This window comes from Hymenobacter artigasi (assembly GCF_012275535.1).
Classification (GTDB): Bacteria; Bacteroidota; Bacteroidia; order Cytophagales; family Hymenobacteraceae; genus Hymenobacter; species Hymenobacter artigasi.
The window spans coordinates 104,430-130,246 of record NZ_JAAVTK010000008.1 but is presented as its reverse complement, the minus strand read 5'-3'; the positions used below and the strand labels follow the sequence as shown (position 1 = coordinate 130,246).

Here is a 25,817-nt window from a genome sequence, read left to right as displayed (position 1 = left end):
TGCAAAAAAAGAGCCCTAGCAGTTGCCAGGGCTCTTTTTTTGCGCTTAGAACCTACTCCTTTATCAGCTTCAACACCTGCGTGCCGGCGGGGGTTGAGAGGCGCAGAACATAGATACCCACCGGCAACCGGCCGAAGGCAGCGGGGTCAAGCGCGGGCTCGCTGAGGCCGGCGGGCAGCGGGCCCAGCTCCTGGCGCAGCACCTGCCGGCCCACGCCATCAAGCAGCGTGAGGGTGGCCGAGGGGGCCGCCAGCGGCAGCACCACGCTCAGGCGCACCGCCTGCTGATAGGGATTGGGCCAGGCCACCAGTTGGGCGGCCGGGGCCTCAAACAGCGCGGTGCGTACCGGCGAGAACGTGGCCGTGCCTTGGCGGTCCACCTGGCGCAGGCGGTAGTAGCGCAGGCCGGCTTTGCTGGCTTCGTGGTCGGCAAAGCGGTAGCTGCGCGGGGTGGCGCTGCTGCCTGCCCCGGCCACGAAGGCCAGGGACCGGAAGCTTTGCCCATCCAGGCTCACCTGCACGTCGAAGCCCTGGTTATCGAGCTCCGTGGCCGTGGCCCAGTCCAGCAAGGCATCAGTGCCCTGGCGGGTGGCTTCAAACCGAACCAGCTGCACCGGCAGCGGGCTGGCCGCATCGCTGATGGCCAGCAGGCCCAGGCGGTCCAGGGTAGCCGGACCGGCGAGGGTGCGGCTCAGGGTGTTCACCACCGTGGAGGCGAAGGTGGCGTAGCCGCTGTTGCTGGCCGTACGCTGGCTGATGCGCTGGGCCGTTTCGCCGACGATGGTGCCCAGCAGGGCCGGGTCGTAGCTGAGCGTGGGCTGGTACGTGTAGGCGCTGCCGTCGGAATTATCATTGCTGAAAGTGAAATAGGCATTCGCATACTTGGCCCCGGCCACGAAAGGCGCGGGCGGGTTGGTGCCCGAGTAGTAGCGGGCCACCACGCTGGTGGGCACCGTGCCGGCGCTGCCGTACGTGAGGCTGACCAGGGTGCGCCCGCCGAGTGTGAACATCTGCGTACCGCCCGCCACGGGGGCGGCCGATACGGCCATGGCCGGGGGCGTGGCAGTGGGCGTTACTTCGGCCGAGCCGATGTCGGGCGCACCGGCGGCCACGGTGGTGGGGCGCGCGGTGCCCAAGTAGTCGGTGCCGATGCTGGCGACCTGCACTCCCGTGCCGTTGGCATACCAGGCGGCCGGGCTACCGGCTGCCAGCGCCAGGTCGCCGGTGGCGGGGCTGGCAAACAGGCTGGCCGCCAGCACCACGGCGCTGGTTTCGCTCATGCTGCTGCCGTCGCCGCTGCTGATGGTTTTCCAGCCGGCAAACGAGTAGCCGGTGGTGCCGTACAGACCCACTTTGGCAGCATCGGCGGTGAAGAACAGGTTGTAGTCCGACGTATTGGGGCCGGGGTTGGTGGTAGAGCCCACGAAGCCCGTGGCCGAGCCGGTGGCGACGGCGTAGTTGCTGCCGCTGCCAGTGCGGGCGTTGTAGAAGATGTTGTTGCGCAGGGTGGTAGCAGTGGTGCCGCCCCGGTAGTAAGCAAAGGTGCCGGACGCGCCCGCGCCGGCCAGGTACACCGAGTTGAAAGCAATGGTATTGCTGCCGCTGGCGTCGTATATGCCGGCCGTGAATGGCGCAGTTGCGACCGAAGCCAGCAGGCTGAGTTGGTTGTTGGCGATTGCCACGCCTGTGGTGCTGGAGAGCTGAACCCCGTAGACCTCATCGGCGAGTAAGCCGGTGCCGTTGCTGGAAGACGACACGTTCCAGACGCGGTTGCGCGCCACCTGCGAGGCGCTGCCCGCCTGGTAAAGCAAAATGCCCTGCACCGTGATGTAGTTATAGCTGTTGGAAGTATTGACGCCCGTGGCAGCGGCGGTACTCACCACATTTGCCACTTGGTTGTCCTGCACCGTAATCACTCCGGTGGCGGAGCTGAAGATGCCACGGGTGAGGGGGCCATCGTCGTTGGTGTCATCCACCAGCGAGGCGTTGGTCACGCCGTTTATGGTGTTGTTGGCCACGGTGGTCGTGCTCGTGTTATTCACAAAAACACCGTACAGGTACACGGCCAATTGCGCATTGCTCGTCGTGTTCAGGTTCAGCACATGGTTGTTGCGAATGGCTACGGGCACGGTGCTGGTCACCGAAATCCCGCGCCCGACGTAGCTGGCCCCAAGGCCCTGCCCCGTGCCCGCATTCCCGACGATGTTGCCCGTTACGGTGCCCACGTTCACCATACCGGCCGTTACCTGAATGCCGGCAATCAGTGACGTGCCGCCGGTGCTGCTCAGCGCCCGCACCACATTGCCCTGCACGCTGGTGGCCGCCGAAGTGCCCACCGTGAGCAGGATGCCGTTGGTGGCCCCAGTGGCCGCCAGCGTGGTGCCGGTGGCGGTGGCGGTGGCTCCGCCTACGTAGTTGTCCTGCACCAGGTGCCCGGTACCACCGCCAATGAGGCTGATGCCGGTGAACGCACCCGTCAGCGTACCCGCCGTTTGGTAAACACTGTTCGTACTGATGGTGTGACCGTTGCCGGTGGCCAGTCGCACGGCGATGGTGGCCGTGGAGCGGCTGGCTTCCTGGTAGAGGCTGTTGCCCGATACCGTCCAGCCCGTGCTGTTGGTCGAAACAAATACCCCGCTGCCCGAGAAATTGTGCAGCAGGCTATTCGAGACGGTATTGCCCGAGTTGAGCACCGTGCTGCTGAGGCCAGCCGAGTACACGCCGTTGGCGTAGCTGGCCGATGTTACGTTGGCCGCGCTGCGAATGTCCAGATTGGTGAGCAGGTTGTTGCTGTTGCCGGTGCTTGTGCCGCTGCCCAGCACGATGGTGCCGCTGGTGGCGCTGGTGTTCGCGCTTTCTACCAGCAGGTTGGCCAGCGTGTTGTTGCTGGCATCGGCCGTCAGGTTGAAGGCCGGGGCCGCGCTGTTGCCGTTGCGGAACAGCAGGCTCTGCGAAGCAGCCGTGGGCTGCGCCCCCGTGAAGGTGACGCGGCTGGCCCCGGCAAGCCGCACGAGGCCCGTGGCAGCCGAGGAGCTACCCGTGATGCTGCGCAGCGTTCCGTCCGACTTAATGGTGAGCGTGTAGCCGTTGCCACCGTCGGGCAGCGGGCCCAGGGCTACCGTGCCCAGCTCGCCGGTCAGGTCCGAGGTGATGGTTGCAGTGGTATTGCCGCTCAGCGTCCCACCGTTGATGGCCTCAAACAGGCCACCTGTGTTGGTGAGCGAAGCATAGGTCTGACCGGTGCCCACCGAAATTGCCACGGGCAGCGGGCCGAAAATGGTGTAGGCGTTGGGCCCGGCGGGGGCCGTACTGCCGGGCGGGCTGATGCCCGTGCCGCCCGTGGGGCTGGTGGCCACGTTACTGGCCAGGCTGGCATCCTGCGCCGCCACGTAATACTGCACCACATCGCCAGCCGCTACGCCGCCAATGGCAGTATAGTCCAGCGTGAACGTGTAGGTGCCGTTGTTAAGCCCATTAACGGCCGTGCTGGTGGCTACGGCGCTCACGTAAGCGCCGCTGCTGCCCTTGCGATAGTAGATGAGCGGAGCACCCGCCCCCATGGCCACGCCGCTAACATCCGTAATGGTAGCCGTCAGGGTGCGGTTGGCGGTGCTGGTGGTGTTGCCCAGCGCCGTGTAGGTAATGGTGGGGGCTTGGTTGTCGACGTATGCAAACTCGTCGGCCCCAATGTCGGGCGTGGTGGCGCTCCGGGCGTCGCCGTCGATGTCCACGGTGGTAATGCCCGCAATGGGCGGCGTAATGGGTGTCCCCGCGTTGTCGAGGTCCGGCGAGGCGCTGTGCAGGTCAGTAGCCGAGGTAAAGACCGGGTCCAGGCTCTTGGAGCTGGCATCCTTACTGGTTGTCGTCTGCCAGATGCTCAGGGACTTGCTGGTCGTGGGGGCCGTAGTGTTGAAGCCCCCCGTGATGCCCACCACATAGTACGTGCCGGTGCCCACGTACAGGTCGTTGTAGTCCGACGTGAGGTTGGTGTAGGTACTGTAGGCTAGGCCGATGGCGGCGTTGTAGTTGGCCGTGCCCGTCGTCTGGGTGTTGGCCAAGGCGTTGTTGCGCACGTTCACCACCGGGTTGCTGCCCCCAATGGCCAGGGCAATACTGGGGTAAGTACCCGCCGAGCTGCCGCCGTTGGTGCCGCTCATCCACACCGAGTTGTAGTACACCTGCGTAGTGCCGGCCCCACCACCGAGGTAGATGCCGGCGCCAAAGTCGCCGCCGGTGCCGTTGGCGCTCACGCCGCTCACAAAGTTGTTGGCAATGGTGGAGGTGCCCGTCGCGGCCGAGGCCAGGGCAATGCCTGCAGCCGAATAGGTGCCGGTGTTCTTCACCACGCCCACCCGGTTGCGGACGATGGTGGCATTGGTCACCTCGTTGCCCGTGAACGTACCGGCGTTGATACCGTTCGCGCCGAAGCCGGCGTTGATGCCCACCACGTCGGGCGAGCCGGCGCTGGTGATGTTGTCTATCGTATTGAGTGAGATGTTGATGCCATCTTCAAAGCCCACCACAATGCCGCCGTAGCCCACCAGAGCCCCGGCGCTGGTCCCGAGCAGGTTCTGGGTGATAACGGTGCCCGTGTTCTTGTTGGCGAGGCTGGCTCCCTGCGAGTAGATGCCGTACTGCACCAGGCCCACCGAGTTGTTCTGCACCGTGTTGTTCACGTTGGCTGTGCCCAGGCTGCTGGTGCTCACGGCCGTGCCGCCAAAGCCCACGCCAAACAGCGTGGCCGTTTTGCCGCTGCCGGTCAGCATCAGGTTTTTCACCACGTTGTTGGTGGCCGCGTCGGCCGCGCCCGTCGTCTGGCCCCAAATAATGGCGCTGCTGGTGCCCGTGCTGGTGTTGGTCAGGGTCAGGTCGCGGCTGGTGCCGGCGGCGGCGTTGGAGCCGTCGATGGTCACGTAGTCGGCTCCATTGAGCAAAATAAGCTCGGCCGTGCTGCTGCCGCTCAGCGTGGTCGTCACACCTGCGCTGGGCTTAATGGTCAGCGTATTGGTAGCGCTGGCGTCGGCGTTTGCATTAATCGAAATCGGATACGTCTCGGGGCTCTGCGTGTTGCTGAACAGCAGGAAGCGCACCGCGCCGCCCAGGCCCTTGCTGTTGTAGTCGGCCACGGCCGCCGTCAGGGTCGCGTATTCGCGGGTGGCCCCGCCCGGCGAAGTACCGGCCCCGGCCGTGCCCAGCACGTAGTAGTCGCCGGCCAGCTGGGCCAGAATCTGGTACGAGGCGGGCGCCGCGGGGGCAGTGCCGCCGGGCGGGCTGATGCCCGCGCCGCCCGTAGGGCTGCTGGCCACGTTGCTGTTGACGCTGGCATCCTGGGCAGCCACGTAGTACTGAATAGTAGTGCCTCCGGCTGGCGCGCCACCGATGTTGGCGTAGTCAATGGTGAACGTATAGCTGCTGCCCGCCACCGCGGTAGCTACCGCGCCGAAGTATGTGGGGTCCGTGCTCAGCCGGTAGTAAATGCGCGGAGCCCCCGCGCCCGTGGCCACACCGCTGGCATCGGCAATGGTGGCCGTCAGGGTGCGGCTGGCTGTGCTGCCGGTGTTGCCCAGCGCCGTGTAGGCAATGGTGGGCGGTGTCTGGTCGTTGGGCGTGAAGCTGCCCTCGTCGGCCCCGATATCGGGCGTAGTCGCGTTGCGCGTGTCGCCGTCGAAATCAGTGGTGATGCCGCTGATGGCCACGCCCCCGCTTTCTACCTGCGTCGCTACGCTGGGGTTGATGTGCAGGAAAGTGGCATCGCTGCCCGTAGTGCTGGCAAAGGTTACATCCTCCGTCTTGGAAGCGGCTTCGCGGGGCGCAATGCCGGTGCCGGCCTGCCAGGCGGCCAGCGTCTGGTACGAGTTGGTGCCATCGTAGTACAGCAGCCGGTTGGCGGCCGGCGCACCGGCGTAGTACAGGTTGTAGTTGGAGGTGCTGGCGTAGCCGGTGACGGCCGTTGCCGAGCGGCGCAGGGCCACCGTCAGGCCGCTGGTCGCGCCGGGGGTGGATTTGTTGTCCACAATGTTATTGATGAGCAAAACCGTCGGTGTGGTGCTCGACAGGTAAATGCCCGACGAACCGAACGTAGCCGCGCCCGCAGCCGCCAGGTATATCGTGTTGTAATACACGTTCACGGTGGTGCCGCCCGATACCTGCAGGCCGGTCACGCCGGTGGCGCTGGTAGCGACCGGGGCGCGCAGGTCGCCCACAAGGTTGTTGGCCAGCGTGGTGGTGCCGCTGCTCACGGCCAGGCCCGTTACCGTGCTAGCCCCCGTCAGGGCAAAGTCATAGAGCTTATTGCCCGTTACAGTGTTGGTGGTGCCCGCCGATACTGACAGGCCCACCAGCACGCTGGTTGTTCCCCGCAGCCCCCCGATAATGTTCTGGGCCACCGTCTGGGTACTGGTGCCGCCCGCCACAATGCCCGTCACAGCAGCAGCGCCGCTAATACCGGTAATGGTGTTGCCATTGATGGTCTGGGCTACTATCGACGTGGCATTGATGCCGATGCAGGCCCCGGCCGTGCTAGTCAGGTTGAGGGTGTTGTTGCTAATTGTGGCCGTACCCGCCTGCGAGGCCACCCCAATGCCCGTCAGCGCGGCCCCGGCCGTAATGAAGGCAATGGTGTTGCCAGTAGCCGTGACGGCACCAGTGAAGGAGGTACTGGTAAAACTAATGCCGAGACTGGCCGAAGTACCCGCCGTAATGCCCGTCATCGTATTGTTGGTGGCCACAAGTGCCTGCGTGGAAGCAGAGCTACTGTACAACCCGTTGAATGCAGTTGCGCCCGTCAGGGTGATGTTGGTAATGGCATTGCCATCCATCGTCGCAGTACCGGCACCGCCCCCGTTATTATAGTACCCGTACACGGTGCCACCGGCCCCCGTCTTGTTCAGGCTATTGAGGGTGTTGTTCTGTACCAGCAGGTTATTGGTTGATGAGTTGGCATAAACCAGGTAAATCGTGCCGGTAGTAGCCGTTGTGCTGTTCAGATAGGTGTTGCCGCTGAAGGTGAGCAGGCCCGTTACCGTACCCGAATTGTAGACCGCGTTTACCACCGAAGAGAAAGTACCCGTACTAGTATTGGTACCCGCGTGCGTGAAGACATTGGTGTTTAGTGTGGCCGTGCCGCCTATAGCGGCCGAATTGTAGGCTCCGTACAGCGCACTGGAAATAGTCCCCGTACTGGTATTGCTACTGGTAATGCTTACCGTGTTACCGGTCATGGTCAGGTTACCCGCAATGGCCGTTTGATTGAACACCGCCCCGCACACCGACGACAAAGTGCTGCTGCTGGAGTTATTAAGGGTATACGTAACCGTGTTATTGCTCATCGACACGTTGCCGGTCACTGCGCCCTGGTTGTTTACCCCATAAGCCCCCCCCGACACGTTGGTGCTGGCGGCGGCAATGCTGAGCGAGCAGTTCACGGTGTTGCCATTCATGTTGAGCGTGCCCGTTGCCCCGCCGTTAATAAGCAGAAAGCGCGCACTGGTATTGGCCACGCCTCCGGTAGCAGTCAAGCTAAAATTTACCGTGTTGGTGTTGACCGTGGTAGTTCCGGTGCCAGCCAATACCGTTTGTATGGCTACCACCTGGCTATTATTCAGCCCCTGGCTGATGGTAATGGTATTGTTGCTGGCCGTGCAGCTGCCGTTAGCACCGCCCGTAAACTGGATGCCGTAGAAGGTGCTGGGGCTGACTACTCCACCGTTAGCCGCGTTGCTCACAGCATTATAGCCGGAATTGCCCCCATTTTGGTTGCCCATGCGGATGCCGTAGGCCGTTACCGCCGCTATTCCGCCAAAATTCTGGATGGTATTGCCGGTGGCCACCGCTGTACCGCCCACATCATTGCCCTGGTCGAGCAGGGCATAAGGCGAGGTCGCATCAGCAAAGCCCAGCAGGTAAATACCCATCTGGGTATTCTGGATGGAGTTGGCATAGAACTTATTGTTCGAATTGGTACCCGCCGCACTGGTCGTGGCCACAGCTGTGCCCGTGGCATCGGTGCTGGCTCCGTAAATGCCGTACGGTACGCCCGTCGTGGCCGAGGTGGTCAGGTTCGAGCGGTTCATGGTTACAACGCAATTCTGAATCGTGTTGTTCTGGCTGCCGTTGGTGGCGGTGGGCCGGAACAGCGCGAAGCCCGCCTCCATGGCCGTGGTCTGGGTAACGTGGCTCGTGAGGTCGGCCAGGTCAATGCCGTCGAACGTCACGTAGTCGGCCCCCGACAGAGTGATGATGGCGTCTACCGTAGTGGTAGTGCCCGTCCACGAAGCCGTAATTTTTGGGTTGAGGCCCGTACCCGACTTGCGAAAGACAATCTGCCCGGCCACGCCGCCTGTGCCTTGTGCCGTAAGGGCGGGCAGCGCAGTAGTGGGGGCTTCGGAGTAGTCGGCCGCCACGCTCACCGTCACGCCCCCGTTGGGGAAGTTGGCATTGATGTCGGTGATGGCATCTGAAAAGCTGACGTAGCTGCCCGGCAGGGTTCTGGTGGCCTGCGCCCACGCGCTGGTACCGCCACCGATTAGCAGCAGGGCCAGCACCGCCAGCACCCGGCCCCAACGGGCCGCTTTTGGAAATTTTTCTGCCGGTTGGCCCGGCAGTCCGTAACGTAAAGGTTTTTGCATAAAGAAGAAAGAGGAGTAAAAAAAGAAAATGAGGGACTAAATGAAAAGATGAGCTATTAAATCAATCTATATAAAAGGCCATGACTACTGGCATTTTAAAAATCAAACCACTAAACAATAATTAGTTGCGGTGGCACAATGGCACAAATGCAGAAATGGATTGCCATTAATTACATTCTTGAAGCACAAGCCCAGCGCAGAAAGATACTACCTAATGGCCCCTTATTCACAGGTTCAGAAAATTAAGTTAAGCCATTGACTTATAAGAGTTATATCCACGAATTAGTCGAGGTCGGCAGTATACCAGGCGCATGGGCCGCCCCGACCACCATCCACTACCTCATCCGAGCATCACACCCCGCCCGAAACGGCCCCGGCGGCAACTTTTTTGGCTCTCCCGACGAACACCCCACCTATGCATTTTACCGTCATCACCCCCACCCACCAGCGCCGGGAGCTATTGCCCGAGGCCGTGGCCAGCGTGCGCGCCACCGTCAGCGCCCCGCTCGATTTCTCCTTCGAACACCTGATTTACGACAGCGGCTCGCGCGATGGCACGGCCGCCTACCTGCGCGAGGCCGCCGCCCAGCCCGGCCCGCCGCTGCGCCACTGGCACTCGCCCGGCCGCCAACTGGCCGGTGCGGCCCGCAACGCCCTCATCCGGGAAGCCGCGCCCGATGCCTGGGTTGTGCCCCTCGATGACGATGACATCATGCTCCAGCGCACCCTGCACCACTACGCCGCCCACATTCAGGCCCACCCCGGCCGGCCGTGGCTCGTGGCCGATTTCCTGCGCGTGGATGAATCCGGCCGCTACCTGCCCCACGAGGACTACTACGCCTGGCAGTTTGAAACGCCCACGGCCATGCTGCAAGCCATTTTCCGGGCCGAGCATTTCATCCAGGGCAACGTGTGCTACAGCCGGGCTTTTGTAGACGAGGTGGGCGGCTACGACGGCGAGCTGGCCATGGCCGAGGACCTCGACCTTTACGTGCGCTTCCTGCTGGCCGGGCAGCTGCCGGTGGTGTGCCCGCACATCAGCCACCTGCACCGCTTCCACGCCCGCAACGTGAGCATTGGGGTTGATGCCAATAAGCACAACGCCGATTTGCAGGTGATTTATGAAAAATACGCGCCGCAGCTGCGGGCACTGGGCATTGCCGCACCAGGGAAGTAGCGCCGGCCTTATTTTTGAGCTTTTGCCCGCCCCATGGCCGTCCCCGAAACCGCCGTTGCAACCGAAGAAGTGTACGCCATCCCAGCCGCATTCCGGAAGATGGAAAACACGCACATCCTGTTCTGGCTACTGAAGGATATTGCCTGGTGCATGGTGTGGCGGCCGCTGGGCCTGCTCATGGTGGTGCCCACGCTGGGCATTGCCCTGGTCATTGCCTGGCGCACCCGCGCCTACGCCTCGGAGCTGGCCCACAACCTGGCCATCGTGTTCTGGATTACGGCCAACTCGTATTGGATGGGCAGCGAGTTTTTTGGGTTCGATGCCGTGCAGGTGGCTCCGCACGTCACGGGCAAGCACCTGGCGCTGGTGCCCTTTCTCATCGGGCTGGGCATTCTGCTGTATTATTACCTGGTGCAGAAGCCCCGCGAAACGCGGGCCAGTCAGGTAGCCACCTTATAGCGCAAGCTGTAACGTTCGCGCTACGGCCCTTTTCCCTTTTCCGAATGAACTCCGAAGAACAGCAAGCCCGCATCGAGCTTCGTGCCTGGCAGCTGAAAATGCAGCGGTCACCGTCGTTTCTCAACAACTTTGCCCGGCGCGTGCAGGTGAGGCTCAATGCCTTTTTGCCCGAGCGTGTGCACCAGGCCATCACGGCCGCCATCCGGCAAATGGTGCGCGGCGTGCTCTTCGGCTCGCAGCACACCACCGGCAAGCTGCTGGCCAATGTCTCCTTTGCGCAGCGCGAAACCGCCGTGCGCAGCCAGATTCGCAACTACCGCACCATGGCCACCGCCGAAGGCGCCGTGACCGGCGCGGGCGGCTTCCTGCTCGGCCTGGCCGATTTTCCGCTGCTGCTCGGCCTCAAGCTCAAGCTGCTCTTCGACGTGGCCGCCGCCTACGGCTACGACGTGCACGACTACACCGAGCGCCTCTACGTGCTCTATGTTTTCCAGCTGGCCTTCAGCAGCCAGCACACCCGCAACGCCACCTACCACCGCCTCGCCACCTGGGACGCCTACCGCCTCACCCTGCCCCTCAACCCCGAGGAATTTGACTGGCGCACCTTTCAGCAGGAATACCGGGATTACATCGACCTCGCCAAAATGGCCCAGCTCCTGCCCTTCGTGGGGGCCGCCGTGGGAGCCGTGGCCAACTACAAGCTCATCGCGCAGCTGGGCCACACAGCCCAGAACTGCTACCGGATGCGGTATTTTGCTGTGAGGCAACTGGAGTAGCTTAAGGGGCTCTTTCGGAGTTACACTCCGAAAGCCACCTGCCGGGGGCTTGCAGCCCCCGCGCCCGGCCCGAAATTTACCACTCGGGCAAAATACAACTCCCCCCTCGCTCCCACCCAAATGGGCCTAAAAAACCGCATCTTCCCCGACCACATCTACTTCCTCACCATGACCGTGGTCGACTGGGTCGACGTATTCACCCGCCCCTCCTACCGCCACATCATCGTCGATGCCCTGCGCTACTGCCAACAGCACAAGGGCCTGGAACTGTACGCCTGGTGCCTAATGAGCAACCACCTACACCTGATTGCCGCCACCCCGCCCGACAAGAACCTGTCGGACATCCTGCGCGATTTCAAGCGCCACACCAGCAAAGCCATTACCACCGCCATCCAGCGCGACCCCGAAAGCCGGCGGCAGTGGCTGTTGCACCGCTTCGCCTACAACGCCCGCACCAATGCCAAAAGCGAAACCTATAAATTCTGGCAGGATGGCAACGAAGCCAAAGAATTAATGACCCGGGATTTCACCCTGCAAAAGCTGCATTACCTGCACCAAAACCCCGTTCGCGCCGAACTAGTGGCTGAGGCCGAATACTACCTCTACAGCTCCGCCTCCAACTACGCCGAGCAAGGCGGCCTGCTCGACGTCCTATTTCTCGACTGAAAAGGCGAAAAGCTCAAAAAGCTCTTTCGGAGTTATACTCCGAAAGCCACCTGCTGCGGAGTTCTACTCTGCCTGTATGGCAGGTACCGGGCTATGCTCGGGGGCTACAAGCCCCCAGCAGGTTGAACTTCCGGAGTACAACTCCGAAAGAGCAGCGGTAGCAGCGGCGCTGTATTTATTAGCAGGGAAACTACTGGAAATATTTATCGATTTCCGGACGGTGATAATCAGCAATCCAGTCATTTCGCCGCTGATATAAATCCCGGATGTTGTCCGCTGAATTGCTTTCTACAAAGCAGCCCCGGTCATCATACATGCGGAAAATACGGTCAGTTTTTGGGTCAACAAAATACACTCGGCTATCGATTGCCGGCTCAAATCCCATTTCACTATTAGCAATTGCCTCAAGGATATGTTGATATTTAATATCCTTAACCTTGACTTTGCCAATAATTATTTTGCAATCTTTTCCATCATTACCCTCGTTTTCAAGCTCATTCACATTGCCGACACATTCATGAACTCTTTCTACCTGATTATAAAAGGTGGATAATAGGTCTGACGGAAATTGCTGGCATAAAAAATTTGGATTCTCATCAACCAGAGTTTCTGAATAGTCATAAATCAAAACCCATATTTTGTTCTCAGTGTCTGGGAAAGTATCTTCAAATAGTGTAACGGCCCGTTGCGACGATTGCGCAACCCGCTCTCTGGTACCATTCCTAAGCAATTCTCCACCAAGTTCAAAACGAATGTGCACCTGCCCCCCAACCGAATAATCCAGGTTGATATCGTTGGTTGAATAAGGTGGATGACGACCAAAAGATTTGTGCAAATACTGTTGTAATTCTTCCTTCATAAGATGGCAATTTATTAAAAACGGCCGCCCCAGTTTCCTGAGGCGGCCGTTGCAGCTTAAGCTCCTGGCTGATGGCAGTTACGCCACCTGGCCGGCTTCTTTCAAGCGAATCAGGTTCAGGGCCGAGCCGGCTTTGAACCACTCAATCTGACCTTCGTTGTAGGTGTGGTTGAGGGTGATGAGGTCGGTGTCGCCGTCGGCGTGGTGCAGGCGGGCCTGCAAGGGCTTGCCTTCTTGGAAATCCGTCAGGCCGAGGATGTCGATGGTGTCGCCTTCCTCAATCAGGTCGTAGTCGGCCTTGTTGGCGAAGGTGAGGCCGAGCATGCCCTGCTTCTTCAGGTTGGTTTCGTGAATGCGGGCGAAGCTCTTCACAATCACGGCGCGTACGCCGAGGTGACGGGGCTCCATGGCGGCGTGCTCACGCGACGAGCCTTCGCCGTAGTTCTCGTCCCCGATTACCACGGTACCGATGCCCAGGCTCTTATAGGAACGAGCCGACTGCGGCACGGTGGTGTAGCCGTCGCCCTGCACGGCGAAGTTGCGCACCGAGTTTGCCTCGCCATTGAAGGCGTTGGTGGCTCCGATGAGCATGTTATTGGAGATATTGTCCAGGTGACCGCGGTATTTCAACCACGGGCCGGCCATCGAAATGTGGTCGGTGGTGCACTTGCCCTGGGCTTTGATGAGCAGGCGCAGGCCCATCAAATCGGTGCCTTCCCAAGCCTTGAAAGGTGTGAGCAACTCCAGGCGGTCGGAGGTATCGCTCACCAGTACCTGCACGCCCGAGCCATCGGCAGCGGGAGCCTGGAAACCGGCATCCTCCACGGCGAAGCCACGCGGGGGCATTTCCACGCCCACCGGCTCGTCGAATTTCACGGGGCCGTTTTTGCCGGGCAGCGTATCGGTGAGGGGGTTGAAGGTCAAGTCGCCGGCAATGGCGAAGGCCGTCACGATTTCGGGCGAGGCCACGAAAGCGTGCGTGTTGGGGTTACCGTCGTTGCGCTTGGCGAAGTTGCGGTTGAAGCTCGTAATGATGGAGTTACGGCGCTTGGGGTCGTCGGTGTGGCGAGCCCACTGGCCGATGCACGGGCCGCAGGCGTTGGCGAGCACCACGCCGCCCATGTCGGCGAAGGTGTCGAGGAGGCCGTCGCGGGCCACCGTGTAGCGCACCAGCTCCGAGCCAGGCGTGATGGTGAACTCGGCGTTCACGGTCAGGCCCTTATCTACGGCCTGCTTGGCAATGCTGGCGGCGCGGGTAATGTCTTCGTACGAAGAGTTGGTGCACGAGCCGATGAGGCCCACTTCCAGCTTCTCGGGCCAGCCGTGCTCCTTTACGGCGGCGGCAAACTCCGAAATCGGCCAGGCAGCGTCCGGCGTGAAAGGGCCGTTCACGTAAGGCTCCAGCGTGTTGAGGTCGATTTCGATGAGCTGGTCGTAGTATTTAGCCGGGTCGTTGTACACCTCGTCGTCGGCGCGCAGGTGCTGGCGCACGGCGGCGGCAGCCTCGGCGATTTCGGCCCGGCCGGTACCGCGCAGGTAGTCGCCCATCTTCTCGTCGTAGGAGAACACCGACGTGGTGGCGCCGATTTCAGCGCCCATGTTGCAAATGGTGCCTTTGCCAGTGGCCGAGAGGCTCTCGGCACCGTCGCCGAAATACTCCACGATAGCGCCCGTACCGCCCTTCACGGTCAGGATGCCGGCTACTTTCAGAATCACGTCTTTGGCCGAAGTCCAGCCGTTCATCCGGCCGGTCAGCTTCACGCCAATGACTTTCGGGAACTTCAGCTCCCAAGCCATGCCGGCCATTACGTCCACGGCATCGGCACCGCCCACGCCAATGGCGACCATGCCCAAACCGCCCGCGTTGGGGGTGTGCGAGTCGGTACCAATCATCATGCCGCCGGGGAAGGCGTAGTTTTCCAGCACAACCTGGTGAATGATGCCCGCGCCGGGCTTCCAGAAGCCGATGCCGTATTTATTGGAAACCGAGGCCAGGAAGTCGTACACTTCCTTGTTTTCAGAGTTGGCTTCGGCCAGGTCGGCAGTAGCGCCGTCCTTGGCCTGAATGAGGTGGTCGCAGTGCACGGTGCTGGGCACGGCGGCGGTGGGCTTGCCGGCCTGCATGAACTGGAGCAGCGCCATCTGGGCGGTGGCATCCTGCATAGCCACGCGGTCGGGGGCGAAATCGACGTAGGAAACGCCGCGCTCGTAGGCCTGCTTTACTTCGCCGCCATAAAGGTGGGCGTAGAGAATTTTCTCGGTGAGGGTAAGCGGGCGTGCCACGGCGGCGCGGGCCGCCTCGATGCGGGAACCCATGCCGGCGTACACCGTGCGAATCATTTCCAGGTCGAAAGCCATAGGATGCGTGTTATATAAAGAGTGGTTGCGCAAATGTAGCACTCCGGCTAAGTTGTACCTAGCCAAAATGCGCCGATGCGGGTTTTCATAGGTTTAACGCGGTTTTTTGGGGTGGCGTTCGGTGTGGGGCGGCCATTATTTCTCGCGGAGGTGCGCGGAGGTTTCCGCGGAGGTACGCAGAGGCAGGCGTAACCTAACGGCCCAGGGCTTGGTTGTTGGGCTTCTGTCTGCATTTTTGCGCTTACCATGAAATCAATTTCCCTTTCGCTGCTGGCTGCGGCCACGCTGGGCCTGAGCCTCGCCGGCTGCTCATCCAATTCCACTTCTTCCGAAACGGCCGCTACCGGCGGCGCGACCGGGGCCCCGGTGCTCACGCCCGGCCCGTGGCGCGGCGTACTGGCCACGCAGGGCCAGGAAATCCCGTTTTTGTTTGAGGTGAAAGATGAAGCCGGCCAGCCGGTGGTCTATCTCATTAATAAAGGCCTGAACGGCGAGGAGCGACTGCGCTGCGAGGATATCAAATCGGCCGGCGACTCGACTACTATCCGGATGCACGCCTTCGATGCCGCGCTGGTGGTGCGGGCCGACGGCGCGGGCAAGCTGAAAGGCACCTGGGTGAAGTATGATTCGAAAACGCCGTACCGCGTGCCGATGACGGCAGCGGCGGGCGCGCAGGATTTGTTTCCAGCCACCAAATCGACCGAGAAAACGGGGAGCTTTGGCGGTACCTGGCGGGCTACCTTCGACGATAACGGCAAGCGCTACCCGGCCACGGGCGTCTTCACCCAGCAGGGCAATCTGCTGGCGGGCACTTTCCTGACTAATACCGGCGACTACCGCTACCTCAGCGGCCAAGTAAGCGGACAGGATATAAAGCTGAGCACCTTCGACGGCAGCCACGCCTTTCTGTTCACGGCCCACAACGGGCCGAAGGAACCGGTGGATATCACCAAAGAGTACGCGCCCAACACGCTGTTCGGTGACTTTTACTCCGGCAAAGCGGGCCACGAAACCTGGACGGCCGTGCCCGACCCCAAGGCCCAGCTGCCCGATGCCGATACCTTGGTTTACCTCAAAAAAGGCGAGTCGCGGCTGAATTTCAAGTTCCCGAACGTGCTGGAAGGCGGCAGCATCTCCCCCACCGACCCCAAGTACCGGGGCAAGGTGGTGGTGGTGCAAATCCTGGGCTCGTGGTGCCCCAACTGCATGGACGAAACCAACTTCCTGGCCCCGTGGTACGAGAAAAACAAGGCGCGCGGCGTGGAAATCATCGGCCTGGGCTACGAGCGCAGCGGCGACTACGCCAAGTCGGCACCCAAGCTGCGCAACATGCGCGAGCGGTTTCACATTGGCTACGACGTGGCTTTCGCGGGCGTTTCTGATAAGGACTCGGTGGCGCGGTCGCTGCCGCAGCTGGCGAAATTCGTAGCGTTTCCGACCACCATTTTCCTGGATAAAAAAGGCAACGTGCGGAAGATTCATACCGGCTTCTCGGGGCCGGGCACGGGCCAGTATTATCAGGAAGAAATTTCGGCCTTCAATAAGGAGATTGATAAGCTGCTGAAGGAGTAGCGGGGGGCGAAAACATGAAGCGGAAGGGAGGATTGGGCGCTGGAATAAGTTCTATTAAGCAGAAGCTTACGACCTAAGTTAGTAATCTACGTAAGCATTATAGCGGCTTTCTTACCCGCGCTGCATCTTTCAGCACCCAATCTTTTTCCTATGAAAAACATTCTTGTTCCCACCGACTTTTCGGCCGAGTCACACCACGCGTTTGAAGTAGCCCTGCAGCTGGCCCGGCAAACCGGCGGCACCGTAACCCTGCTGCACGTACTGGAAGCCCCCGAGACAACTACGGGCAATTTCAGCACCTACGGCGGCCCCGTGAACGGCAGCGAGCTACCCAACAGCGACGGCGGCATCGACAAGATTTTCTTCATCAAACTGATGGAGGTAACCAAAGGACGGCTGCATGCCCTGCGCAACGAAGCCGAAACCCTGGCCCCCGGCGTGCCGGTGACCGATGCCGTGGAAGCCGACCGCATTGGCGACGGCATTCTGAAAGCCGTGGAGCGCCACGGCTCCGACCTGGTGGTGATGGGCGCGCAGGGCCACGGGGCGATGGAGAACTTTTTTGTGGGTTCGAACACCGAGCGGCTCATCCGGCTGGCCAAGGTGCCGGTGCTGACCGTGAAGCACCAGCAAAGCACGTTTGAGGTGCGCAACATCGTATTCCCGTCTGATTTCACGGAGGAATCGACCGGGGCCATTGCCGGTTTGCAGCAGGTGCAGGCCGCTTTCCCCAACGCGGTTGTGCACCTGCTGCACGTAACCAACGGCGCCGAAACCACCACGACCCGGCAGCACGAGCTGGCCTTTGCCGAACGCGCCCAGCTGACAAGTTTCCAGACGGCCTCCATCTCCGCCGACAGCACCAGCGCCGGCATCGAGCAATTTGCCCGGCAGGTCAGCGCCGACCTAGTGGTGATTCCGACCCGCGCCCGCTCCGGCCTCAGCCGTCTCTTCCAAAGCAGCATCGCCGAAGCGGTGGCGACCAATGCCTTCCCACCGGTGCTCACTTACCATCTGGCATAGCGAGCGCCCGGGTTCCACGCGCTATTGCAACAGTTTCTTTCTCAACAAAAAAGGCTGCCCCAGGGGCAGCCTTTTTTGTTGAATACCCAGACTTCTGACAAGTACTATCCTCCAAAAACCTGACAATCATTTTACTTAAACACCCTTCAATCAATTACATATTTAAAATATAGAATTATAAATATCAATCCTGAAATTTATGTGGTAACTTATAGAACAACTCAATAGCTGCGCCCCGCCATTACACGGCAAAAATGACGGATTACTGCCCACCCTAATTCCATTTCGGCCATGAAGAACATATTGGTTTGCACCGATTTTTCGCCCGAAGCCCACAACGCTTTTGAAGTGGCCCTGCAGTTGGCCAAACGCACGGATGGCCGCGTCACGCTGCTGCATGTGCTGGAAGAAGCCGAGGGCGTAGCAGGCGGCTTCAGCACGATGGGCATCCCGACGGGCGCCCACAGCGTCGACCGGATTTTCACCATCAAGCTACTGGAAACCACCAAGCGGCGCATGCACTTCCTGCGCGATGAGGCCGCCCAGCTGGCCCCCGAAGTACCGGTGCACGACGAAGTAGAAATTGCCCGCGTCGGCGATGGGATTCTGCACGCCATCCGGCGCGACCACCCCGACCTGGTGGTGCTGGGCGCGCGCGGCCACGGCGCGGTAGAGCACTTTTTCGTGAGCTCCACCACCGAGCGCCTCATTCGGCTGGCGCCCTGCCCGGTGCTCACGGTGAAGCACCCGCACATAGATTTCGACGTGCAGAACATCGTATTCCCATCCGATTTTGCGGCCGATGCTGCCAGCGCCCTCGAAGGCCTGCGCCAGGTGCAGGCCGATTTTCCCAACGCCACGCTGCACCTGCTGCACGTAGCGGCCGGTGGCAGCGGCCACGTCGCCCAGCAGCAAATGGAGGCTTTTGCCCAGCAGCACCACCTGCTCAACTGCCAGACGGCCGAGGTAGACGCGGAGCGCACCAGCCTCGGCATCGAAGAATACGCCCAGCAGGTAGGAGCCGATATGGTGGTCATCCCCACGCACGCCCGCTCGGGCCTGAGCCGCTTCCTACGCACCAGCATTGCCGAAACCGTGGCCACCCACGCCTTCCCGCCGGTGCTGACGTACCATCTGGCAGCATAATCATTGGCTGTTTGGTTATTCAGACCGCCACAATCAGGACTGTCATGCAGAGCGCGGCGAAGCATCTTTACCTCGATACTAATTATTTACTACTGCGGTAAAGATGCTTCGCTGCGCTCTGCATGACGGTCTAACCAGTTCGTTCTGCAATCAAAAACGTTTACCCCCGCACCCGCAGCCGTACCTGAAAGTCATTTTTCGGCCTTAGCGTAACGAGCGGCTGCATGGCCACGAGTGGCTGTCCGGCCACCCACTCGATATCGAACTGCCGGAGCAACTCCAGGGTCACGAGTTGCATTTCGGTGAGGGCAAACTGCATGCCGATGCACAGCCGCGGCCCGCCGCCGAAGGGCATATAGGCATTGGCCTGCACCGGATGCGCCTGGCCGGGCGCGAAGCGGCCGGGCCGGAACTCCCCGGGTGCCGGCCAATACGTCGGGTTGTGGTGCAGGCCGTGGAAATAGAGCGAAAACAGCGTGCCTTTGGGAATGCGCAGGCCCTGGTATTCGTCGTCGGCCAGGGCCACGCGGTCTACCATCCAGGCGGGCGGGTAGCGGCGCATGGCCTCCTGCACGGCGTATAGCGCGGTGCCGAGGCGCGGCAGGTCCTCGAACGTGGGGGTGCGGCCGGCCAGTACGGCGGCCATTTCCTGCTGCACTACCACGGCCTCGGCCGGGTGGTGGGCCAGCAGGTAGGTGAGCCAGGTGAGGGCGTTGGCACTGGTTTCGTGGCCGGCTACGAGCAGGATGAGAGACTCGTCGATGAGCCGGTTGGTCGGCATGGGTTCGCCGGTGTCCTCGTAGCGCACGTCGAGCAGCATTTGCAGCAGGTCGTCGGGAGGCGCGGGGGCGTTGGGGTGAGCGTTGGCCTGCTGGCGCTGGGCAATGAGGCCGCCCAGCAGCGTGCGCAGCTTGGCGGCCAGCGCATCGTGGTAGGCAAACCGACCCCGCAGCCGGAACCACGGCTTGAGATAGGGCTGCCGGATGGAGCGCACGAAAAACGCCTGAATTTCGGTAATCAGCCCCGCCAGCCGGTCCAGCTCGGCTTCCGGAAAGTTGGTACTGAACACCGAGCGGGCGATGATGCGGAAGGTCAGGCGCGTCATCAGCTCGTGCACGGCCACGGTGGTAGCGCCGCCCGCAGCCGTGGCCTGCGCCACCAGCGGGGCCAGCGTTTCGGTCGTTATTTCCTGCATCAGGCCGGTGAGGCCCGCCACCCGCTGCCGGTGAAAACCAGGCTGAATGAGCCGACGCTGCCGCAGCCAGTCGGGCCCGTCATTGGTAAGCAGGCCGTGGCCGATGTAGCGCGAAAAGCCCCGCGTGAACTTCGACTTGGCGTAGTTCCGGTTGTTTTTCTGCAGCACATGCTGAATAAGGCCGGGGTCGCGGGTGAGGATGCTTTTTTCGACCCCACCAATGAACAGCTCCACCGTATCGCCGTGGCGGGCCAGCACCTGGTTCAGCACCGGCAACGGGTCTTTGGCCAGGGCAAATGAGCGCAGTAGCGAGCGCCAGCGCGGCAGCCGGGGCAGCCGAAACGGCGTTTCCGAGGCTTTATCAGCAACCAGCAGCTCACTCATGGCACGGGGCCGCACTTGGATGCAGCCCCCAAAAATACAGTCGGCCACGCGCCGGCTCATCTTTTTTGTCCCTATCGCGTACAGCCAAAGGCATCTGGCATATCCCCTACGCCCGTGCGCCACTTACCTTTCTTCCCATCCCAAAAACCCTTCTCCGCTATGTGGATTCAGCAACAAGCCAACGCTCCCGCCTCCCTTTCCGACCTGCAGGGCCGCACGGTGGGCCTCAAATTTGAGTGCAACAAGTGCCAGACCGAGGTATTCACGGACCTCATCGGTGTGCCGGAAATCAACGAAAGTGCCGACTCCATCAAGCACGCCGCCAACCATGAAATTGAAGAAGTGAAGTGCCCCACCTGCGAAATGACGCACCAGTTGGAAGTAGACAGCACTACCGCCGGGGTCCGCTTCAAAGTGAGCGAAGTGGCACCCGAAAAAGTGAGCTACCAACTAAGCCACTAATCAGCAAAGATTTTAGCAAATTTCACGGATTGTGTAGCCGACCTTCGTTTCTCCGGTTCCCACAATAAAAACACAAAAAAGCCTCTCACACGAGAGGCTTTTTTGTTGAATTAATACCATTAATTAAAATCAGCAGTCGACTACAAAATCCGTGAAATCCGCTAAAATCCGTGCTAATCAGTGATTTATTTTTCCCGCTCAATCGTGTAGTTAATCAACGCTTCCAACGACGTGCGGCTGGGCGATTCCGGGAAGGTGTGCAGGATGGCGAGGGCCTCATCGCGGTAGCGCTTCATGGTTTGCACGGCGTAGTCCAGGCCGCCCGATTTTTTCACGAATTCAATGACCTCCTGCACCCGGTCGCGGTGGCCGTTGTTATTTTTTACGTTGAAGATAACCTTGCGCTTTTCCAGCCAGGAAGCTTGTTGCAGGGCATAAATGAGCGGCAGGGTCATCTTTTTTTCTTTGATGTCGATGCCCACGGGCTTACCGATTTCGGCAGTACCGTAGTCGAATAAATCATCTTTAATCTGGAAGGCAATTCCCACTTTCTCACCAAATAAGCGGGCGCGCTCAATCACCTCTTTATCGGCCCCCACAGAGGCGGCACCCACCGCCGTGCAGGAGGCGATTAATGACGCCGTTTTTTGCCGGATAATGTCAAAATAAACCTCTTCGGTGATGTCTAATTTGCGGGCTTTTTCGATTTGCAATAATTCGCCTTCGCTCAGTTCGCGCACGGCGTTGCTCACGATTTTCAGCAGGTCGAAATCGTCGTTTTCGAGGGCTAATAAGAGGCCACGCGAGAGGAGATAATCGCCGACCAGCACCGCGATTTTATTTTTCCAGAGCGCGTTGATGGAAAAGAAGCCGCGCCGGTAGTTGCTCTCGTCCACCACGTCGTCGTGCACGAGGGTGGCGGTGTGCAGCAGCTCGATAAGGGCAGCGCCCCGGAAGCTGGCGTCGGGCAGCGGGTCGCCGGTGGCGGGCTCCAGGCGGGTGGCGCGGGCCGTGAGAAACACGAACATGGGCCGGATTTGCTTGCCCTTGCGCTTCACGATGTAGCCCATTATCTTGTCGAGGAGCAGCACTTTGGTGCGCATCGACTGGCGGAATTTGTGCTCAAACTCTTCCATTTCGGCCGCGATGGGGGCCTGAATCTGGTCGAGGGACAAGGAGGAGTGTTGGGGCATTGCGGCGACAATGATACGGCAGAACGGCGGAGGGACCACCCGGGAAGCGCCAACCTTTTGGGCCGGCTACGAATTATAACCGCGGCGGCGGCCAATTGGCTGCGCTTCGCTCCTACCTTCGCCCTATGCTCACCCACGCCTCCTTCCTGCTCACGGGCCCCGCCCACGGCCGGCCCTTCGAGGCCGACGCCACGTACCAGGCCACCGGCCAAGCCAAGCCGGTGCTGCTGTTCGTGCACGGTTTCAAGGGGTTTAAGGACTGGGGACACTTCCCGTTGCTGGCCGATTATTTCGCCGCGCAGGGCTTTGTGTGCGTGAAGCTGAACCTGTCGCACAACGGCCTGGTGGTGGGCGGCACCGGCGATTTGGAAGATTTGGAGGCTTTTGGGCGTAATAATTTCTGTATTGAGCTCGATGACATTGGCCAGGTCATCGACGCACTTTTTACGCCCGGCGCCACGCCCGTGCCCACCGCCGAAATGGATTTGCAGCGGTTCTTCCTGGCCGGGCACAGCCGGGGCGGCGGCCTGGCGCTGCTGAAAGCCGCCGAAGACCCGCGCATCCGGGCCGTGGCTACGTGGGCCGCCATCGCCGAAATTCATCCGCAGTGGCCCCAGGCGGTGTTTGATGAGTGGCAGCGCGTAGGAGTGCTGCACGTGCCCAACACCCGCACCGGCGTGGAGCTGCCCATGCACTACCAGATTGTGGAGAACTACCACGCCAACCGCCCGCGCCTCGATATTCCGCACAACGTGCGCCGCAAGCTGAAGCAGCCGCTGCTCATCATTCACGGCGATGAGGACGAGACGGTGAGCGTGGCGGCGGCCCACCAGCTGCAAGCCCTCAAGCCCGATGCGGAGCTGCTGCTGGTGCCCGGGGCCACGCATATGTTTGGCGGTGCCCACCCCTGGCCCGAAGCGGAATTGCCCGCGCCCGCCCGGCACGTTGCGGAGGCCACGGCAGCCTTTTTTAAGCGGCAAATATGAGCGAGCCCGTGCTGGCCTACCTGCTGCTGGGCAGCAACCTTGGCAACCGCGCCGCGCTGCTGGCGCAGGCCCGCGCCCGACTGGCGGCCACGGCCGGGACCATCGTGGCTGAATCCGGCATTTATGAAACCGCCGCCTGGGGCCGCGAAGACCAGCCGGCATTTCTGAACCAAGCGCTGGCCGTGCGCACGGTTTCATCACCGGAAGCACTGCTGGCAGTCTGCCAGGCCGCCGAGCAGGCCGCCGGCCGCGAGCGGTTGGAGCACTGGGGCAGCCGCACACTGGATGTCGATATCCTGTTTTTGGGGCACGAAACCATTGCCACGCCCACGCTGAGCGTACCGCATCCGCGCCTGGCTGAGCGCCGCTTTGCGCTGGTGCCACTGGCCGAAATTGCCGGCTCCCTGGTTCATCCGCAGCTGGGTGAAACGGTGGCCGCGCTACTCGCCCGCTGCCCCGACCCCTTGCTCGTACGGCCCTGGTCCGGCGAATGAGCCGGCCGGCAGCGGCGGCACCCGGCGCAATTCCTGCGCTACGTGGCCTACCCGCACCGCCGCGCCCAGCAGCAACACGGCCACCAGCCCCACCCCCAGCCAGCGCGGTGCCCGGGCCGGCCACGCCGCCAGCACCAGCAGCACAAATGGCGCAAATAGCACACTGGCGTACCGCTCGGCATCGTGAATGCCAGCCGCACTTTGGGAGAATACCGTCAGGCCCGCCACCAATAAAATCAAAGCGGCACCGGCACTCCAAAGTATTTTCAGCATTAGCTGACGGCTGAAATCAATATCCAATTGTGGCCTAAAAAGCAGATTTGAGCTACGTAGCAACGCGGCAGCCGGAGTAGCAGCCTGTTCAGTAGCAGCGGCCGTTTTGGTCGTGGTCGTCATATGGCGTGGCCATATCAGCCAACCCAAGCCAAACAGGCTGATGGCCCATATCAAATCAGGCAGCATGATTCGGCCCGAAACCGGCAGCGGTAGCAGCCAGCGGCCCAGCACGAAGCCGTAATCAGCCGCTGAGCTGAGCAGTTGGCTCCAGCCGCGGCTGGGGTGGTAGCGGCTGGGGCCAGCCACCAGCAGCGCGTACCACTGCCACAGCACGCCGCCGGTGCCGCTCATCAGCAAGTGGAAGAAAAACATGCCCCAACCACGCGCCGAAAGCCTGCTCCAGCCGCTCACCAGCAGCCACGCCCCTACCCCAGCCAACAGAAAAAGCCCCAAGGTCCGCTGCAAAGGCAGCAACGCCCCGGCAACCGTGAGTACGCCCCACCATTGCCACTGCCCCGTGCGCAGCCACTGCCACTGCGCCGTTGCATAAGCCGCGAATAGCAGCAAAAACACACTTTCGGCCCACACAAATTTGCTCACCAGCAGCCACGGTGTGCTCAGCGCCAGCAACAGCGGTAGCACCAGCGCCCGGCGGGCCGGCAACAGCTGGCGGCCCATCCAGCTCCACAGCAGCAGGCTGCCCAGCAGGCACGCGCCGTGCAGCAATCGCGCACCGGCCAGCGAGCCAACGGCACTCAGCAGCAGCGGAAATAGCGGCGGCCAGTAGCGGTACGGCGTGCCATCGAGGTTGAGCAGGCGGCCGGTTTCGCGCAACGTGTGGGCGGCGTGGAGGTAGTGGCGCGAGTCGCCGGTGCCGGCCAGGCCGGGCGCGGTGGCATAGGCAAAAAGGGCCAGCTGCAACAGCCCGGCCGCCACCAGCAGCCCCGCGAAGGGCCACTGGAAGCGCCGGGCGGCAGCAGGGTCAAAGGGAAAATTGGCAAACGCCATAGATTCTATTATGATGGCGTACAAAACGTCATGCTGAGCGGAGTCGAAGCATCTCTACCGCAGGAGTAAATCAAATTACTTGAGCAGTAGAGATGCTTCGACTCCGCTCAGCATGACGATAAAATTCACCCTGACGCCCTCGGTTTACACCACGAAGCTACCCACCGTGGCCGTGGGCACTATTTTTTTCACCAGGCCTTGCAGCACTTTGCCGGGGCCGCACTCCACGAAGTCGGTCGCGCCATCGGCGGCCATGTTTTGCACCAGCTGCGTCCAGCGCACGGGGGCGGTGAGTTGGGCCAGCAGGTTGGCTTTGATTTCGGCCGGGTCGGTGTGGGGCAGGGCGTCCACGTTCTGGTACACGGGGCAGCGGGCGGGACTGAAAGTGGTTTTCTCGATGGCCTCGGCCAGGGCGGCGGCGGCACTCTGCATCAGGGGCGAGTGAAAGGCGCCGCCCACGGGCAGCGGCAGGGCACGCTTGGCCCCGGCGGCTTTCAGTGCTTCACAGGCCTGGGCCACGCCTTCGGCCGAGCCGGAGATGACGAGCTGGCCAGGGCAGTTGTAGTTGGCGGCTACTACCACGTTGCCGGCGCTGGTAATTTCCTGGCAGATGCGCTCCACCGTGGCATCGTCGAGGCCGAGGATGGCGGCCATGGTGCCGGGCTGCTCCTCGCAGGCGGCCTGCATGGCTTGGGCGCGGCGGGCCACGAGTGGCAGGGCATCTTCAAATTTCAATACCCCGGCGGCTACCAGGGCCGAGAATTCGCCCAGCGAATGCCCGGCCGTGCTGGCTGGCTGGAAATCGGGCCGCGCTACAAACTGCGCCACCGAATGCACAAAAATGGCGGGCTGCGTAACGTCGGTGCGGCGCAGGTCGTCCTCGGAGCCGCCAAACATGATGTCGGTGAGGCTAAAGCCCAGGATGTCGTTGGCGTGGGTGAGCAGGGCGCGGGCGTCGAGGTTCTGGTCGAACAGCTCGCGGGCCATGCCAGGAAACTGGCTGCCCTGGCCGGGAAATAGCACGGATTGAGTAGGATTCATTGGAAGTCGCGGATTCGCGGTTTTCGGGTGGTGGGAATTGATAATCGGGGGCCGGCCGCTGCCTCAGCAGCGGCAAAGCGGGCGCAAGCTGCACAAAAAGCCGCATTGCCCAAAAA

The 25,817-nt window shown here is 61.5% G+C and carries 17 protein-coding genes; 10 read left to right on the top strand and 7 right to left on the bottom strand.

All coding sequences use genetic code 11. The features are described from left to right. Window positions 1–52 precede the first annotated feature (52 nt). Window positions 53–8,626, bottom strand: coding sequence for a beta strand repeat-containing protein (locus HBN54_RS14125; RefSeq protein ID WP_168673863.1), 8,574 nt, complete (start codon window positions 8,624–8,626; stop codon window positions 53–55). 415 nt (window positions 8,627–9,041) lie between these two features. Between HBN54_RS14125 and HBN54_RS14120 the strand changes: the two genes are divergently transcribed. From HBN54_RS14120 to HBN54_RS14105, 4 genes are all read left to right on the top strand, one after another. After that, on the top strand, window positions 9,042–9,803 hold the full coding sequence (locus HBN54_RS14120) for a glycosyltransferase family 2 protein (protein WP_168673862.1): 762 nt from the start codon (window positions 9,042–9,044) through the stop codon (window positions 9,801–9,803). A 33-nt stretch (window positions 9,804–9,836) separates the two neighbouring features. Then, window positions 9,837–10,262, top strand: a complete 426-nt coding sequence (locus tag HBN54_RS14115; RefSeq protein ID WP_210428064.1) for a hypothetical protein — start codon at window positions 9,837–9,839, stop codon at window positions 10,260–10,262. Window positions 10,263–10,306: 44 nt separating this feature from the next. Continuing rightward, window positions 10,307–11,038: an EcsC family protein gene (locus HBN54_RS14110; protein ID WP_168673861.1), complete on the top strand. Its 732-nt coding sequence runs from the start codon at window positions 10,307–10,309 to the stop codon at window positions 11,036–11,038. 120 nt (window positions 11,039–11,158) lie between these two features. After that, window positions 11,159–11,704, top strand: coding sequence for an REP-associated tyrosine transposase (locus tag HBN54_RS14105; protein ID WP_168673860.1), 546 nt, complete (start codon window positions 11,159–11,161; stop codon window positions 11,702–11,704). 190 nt (window positions 11,705–11,894) lie between these two features. On the opposite strand, the gene HBN54_RS14100 is transcribed toward HBN54_RS14105, so the two are convergent. Both HBN54_RS14100 and HBN54_RS14095 read right to left on the bottom strand, forming a co-directional pair. Then, window positions 11,895–12,563 carry a DUF3885 domain-containing protein gene (locus HBN54_RS14100; RefSeq protein ID WP_168673859.1) on the bottom strand — a complete coding sequence of 223 codons (669 nt, stop codon included), beginning with the start codon at window positions 12,561–12,563 and terminating at the stop codon, window positions 11,895–11,897. A gap of 78 nt (window positions 12,564–12,641) precedes the next feature. Next, on the bottom strand, window positions 12,642–14,921 hold the full coding sequence (locus HBN54_RS14095) for an aconitate hydratase (protein ID WP_168673858.1): 2,280 nt from the start codon (window positions 14,919–14,921) through the stop codon (window positions 12,642–12,644). A 246-nt stretch (window positions 14,922–15,167) separates the two neighbouring features. Between HBN54_RS14095 and HBN54_RS14090 the strand changes: the two genes are divergently transcribed. From HBN54_RS14090 to HBN54_RS14080, 3 genes are all read left to right on the top strand, one after another. Next, window positions 15,168–16,493 (top strand): peroxiredoxin family protein, encoded by a 1,326-nt coding sequence (locus HBN54_RS14090; RefSeq protein WP_168673857.1) that lies wholly within the window; start codon window positions 15,168–15,170, stop codon window positions 16,491–16,493. 150 nt (window positions 16,494–16,643) lie between these two features. Then, window positions 16,644–17,516, top strand: a complete 873-nt coding sequence (locus HBN54_RS14085; protein WP_168673856.1) for a universal stress protein — start codon at window positions 16,644–16,646, stop codon at window positions 17,514–17,516. Window positions 17,517–17,807: 291 nt separating this feature from the next. Next, window positions 17,808–18,662 (top strand): universal stress protein, encoded by an 855-nt coding sequence (locus HBN54_RS14080; RefSeq protein ID WP_168673855.1) that lies wholly within the window; start codon window positions 17,808–17,810, stop codon window positions 18,660–18,662. Between the two features lie 160 nt (window positions 18,663–18,822). Here HBN54_RS14080 and HBN54_RS14075 read toward each other — a convergent pair whose 3' ends face one another. Then, the gene (locus tag HBN54_RS14075; protein ID WP_168673854.1) at window positions 18,823–20,241 is read right to left on the bottom strand and encodes a cytochrome P450; all 1,419 of its coding nucleotides are present in this window, start codon (window positions 20,239–20,241) and stop codon (window positions 18,823–18,825) included. 159 nt (window positions 20,242–20,400) lie between these two features. Between HBN54_RS14075 and HBN54_RS14070 the strand changes: the two genes are divergently transcribed. Continuing rightward, window positions 20,401–20,703 carry a hypothetical protein gene (locus HBN54_RS14070; protein WP_168673853.1) on the top strand — a complete coding sequence of 101 codons (303 nt, stop codon included), beginning with the start codon at window positions 20,401–20,403 and terminating at the stop codon, window positions 20,701–20,703. A 185-nt stretch (window positions 20,704–20,888) separates the two neighbouring features. Here HBN54_RS14070 and HBN54_RS14065 read toward each other — a convergent pair whose 3' ends face one another. Beyond that, complete coding sequence (locus HBN54_RS14065) at window positions 20,889–21,896, bottom strand: polyprenyl synthetase family protein (RefSeq protein WP_168673852.1); 1,008 nt, start codon at window positions 21,894–21,896, stop codon at window positions 20,889–20,891. A gap of 125 nt (window positions 21,897–22,021) precedes the next feature. Between HBN54_RS14065 and HBN54_RS14060 the strand changes: the two genes are divergently transcribed. Next, window positions 22,022–22,882 carry an alpha/beta hydrolase family protein gene (locus HBN54_RS14060; RefSeq protein ID WP_168673851.1) on the top strand — a complete coding sequence of 287 codons (861 nt, stop codon included), beginning with the start codon at window positions 22,022–22,024 and terminating at the stop codon, window positions 22,880–22,882. Next, a complete protein-coding gene (folK, locus tag HBN54_RS14055) occupies window positions 22,879–23,376 on the top strand; it encodes a 2-amino-4-hydroxy-6-hydroxymethyldihydropteridine diphosphokinase (protein WP_168673850.1) in 498 nt (165 codons plus the stop codon). Before HBN54_RS14060 ends, folK begins: the two co-directional genes overlap by 4 nt. Here the strand turns inward: folK and HBN54_RS14050 are convergent. Both HBN54_RS14050 and fabD read right to left on the bottom strand, forming a co-directional pair. Then, complete coding sequence (locus tag HBN54_RS14050) at window positions 23,323–24,660, bottom strand: hypothetical protein (protein ID WP_168673849.1); 1,338 nt, start codon at window positions 24,658–24,660, stop codon at window positions 23,323–23,325. The two genes, folK and HBN54_RS14050, sit on opposite strands and share 54 nt — an antisense overlap. Window positions 24,661–24,804: 144 nt before the next feature. Beyond that, the gene (gene fabD, locus HBN54_RS14045) at window positions 24,805–25,701 is read right to left on the bottom strand and encodes an ACP S-malonyltransferase (RefSeq protein ID WP_168673848.1); all 897 of its coding nucleotides are present in this window, start codon (window positions 25,699–25,701) and stop codon (window positions 24,805–24,807) included. Between the last annotated feature and the right edge of the window lie 116 nt (window positions 25,702–25,817).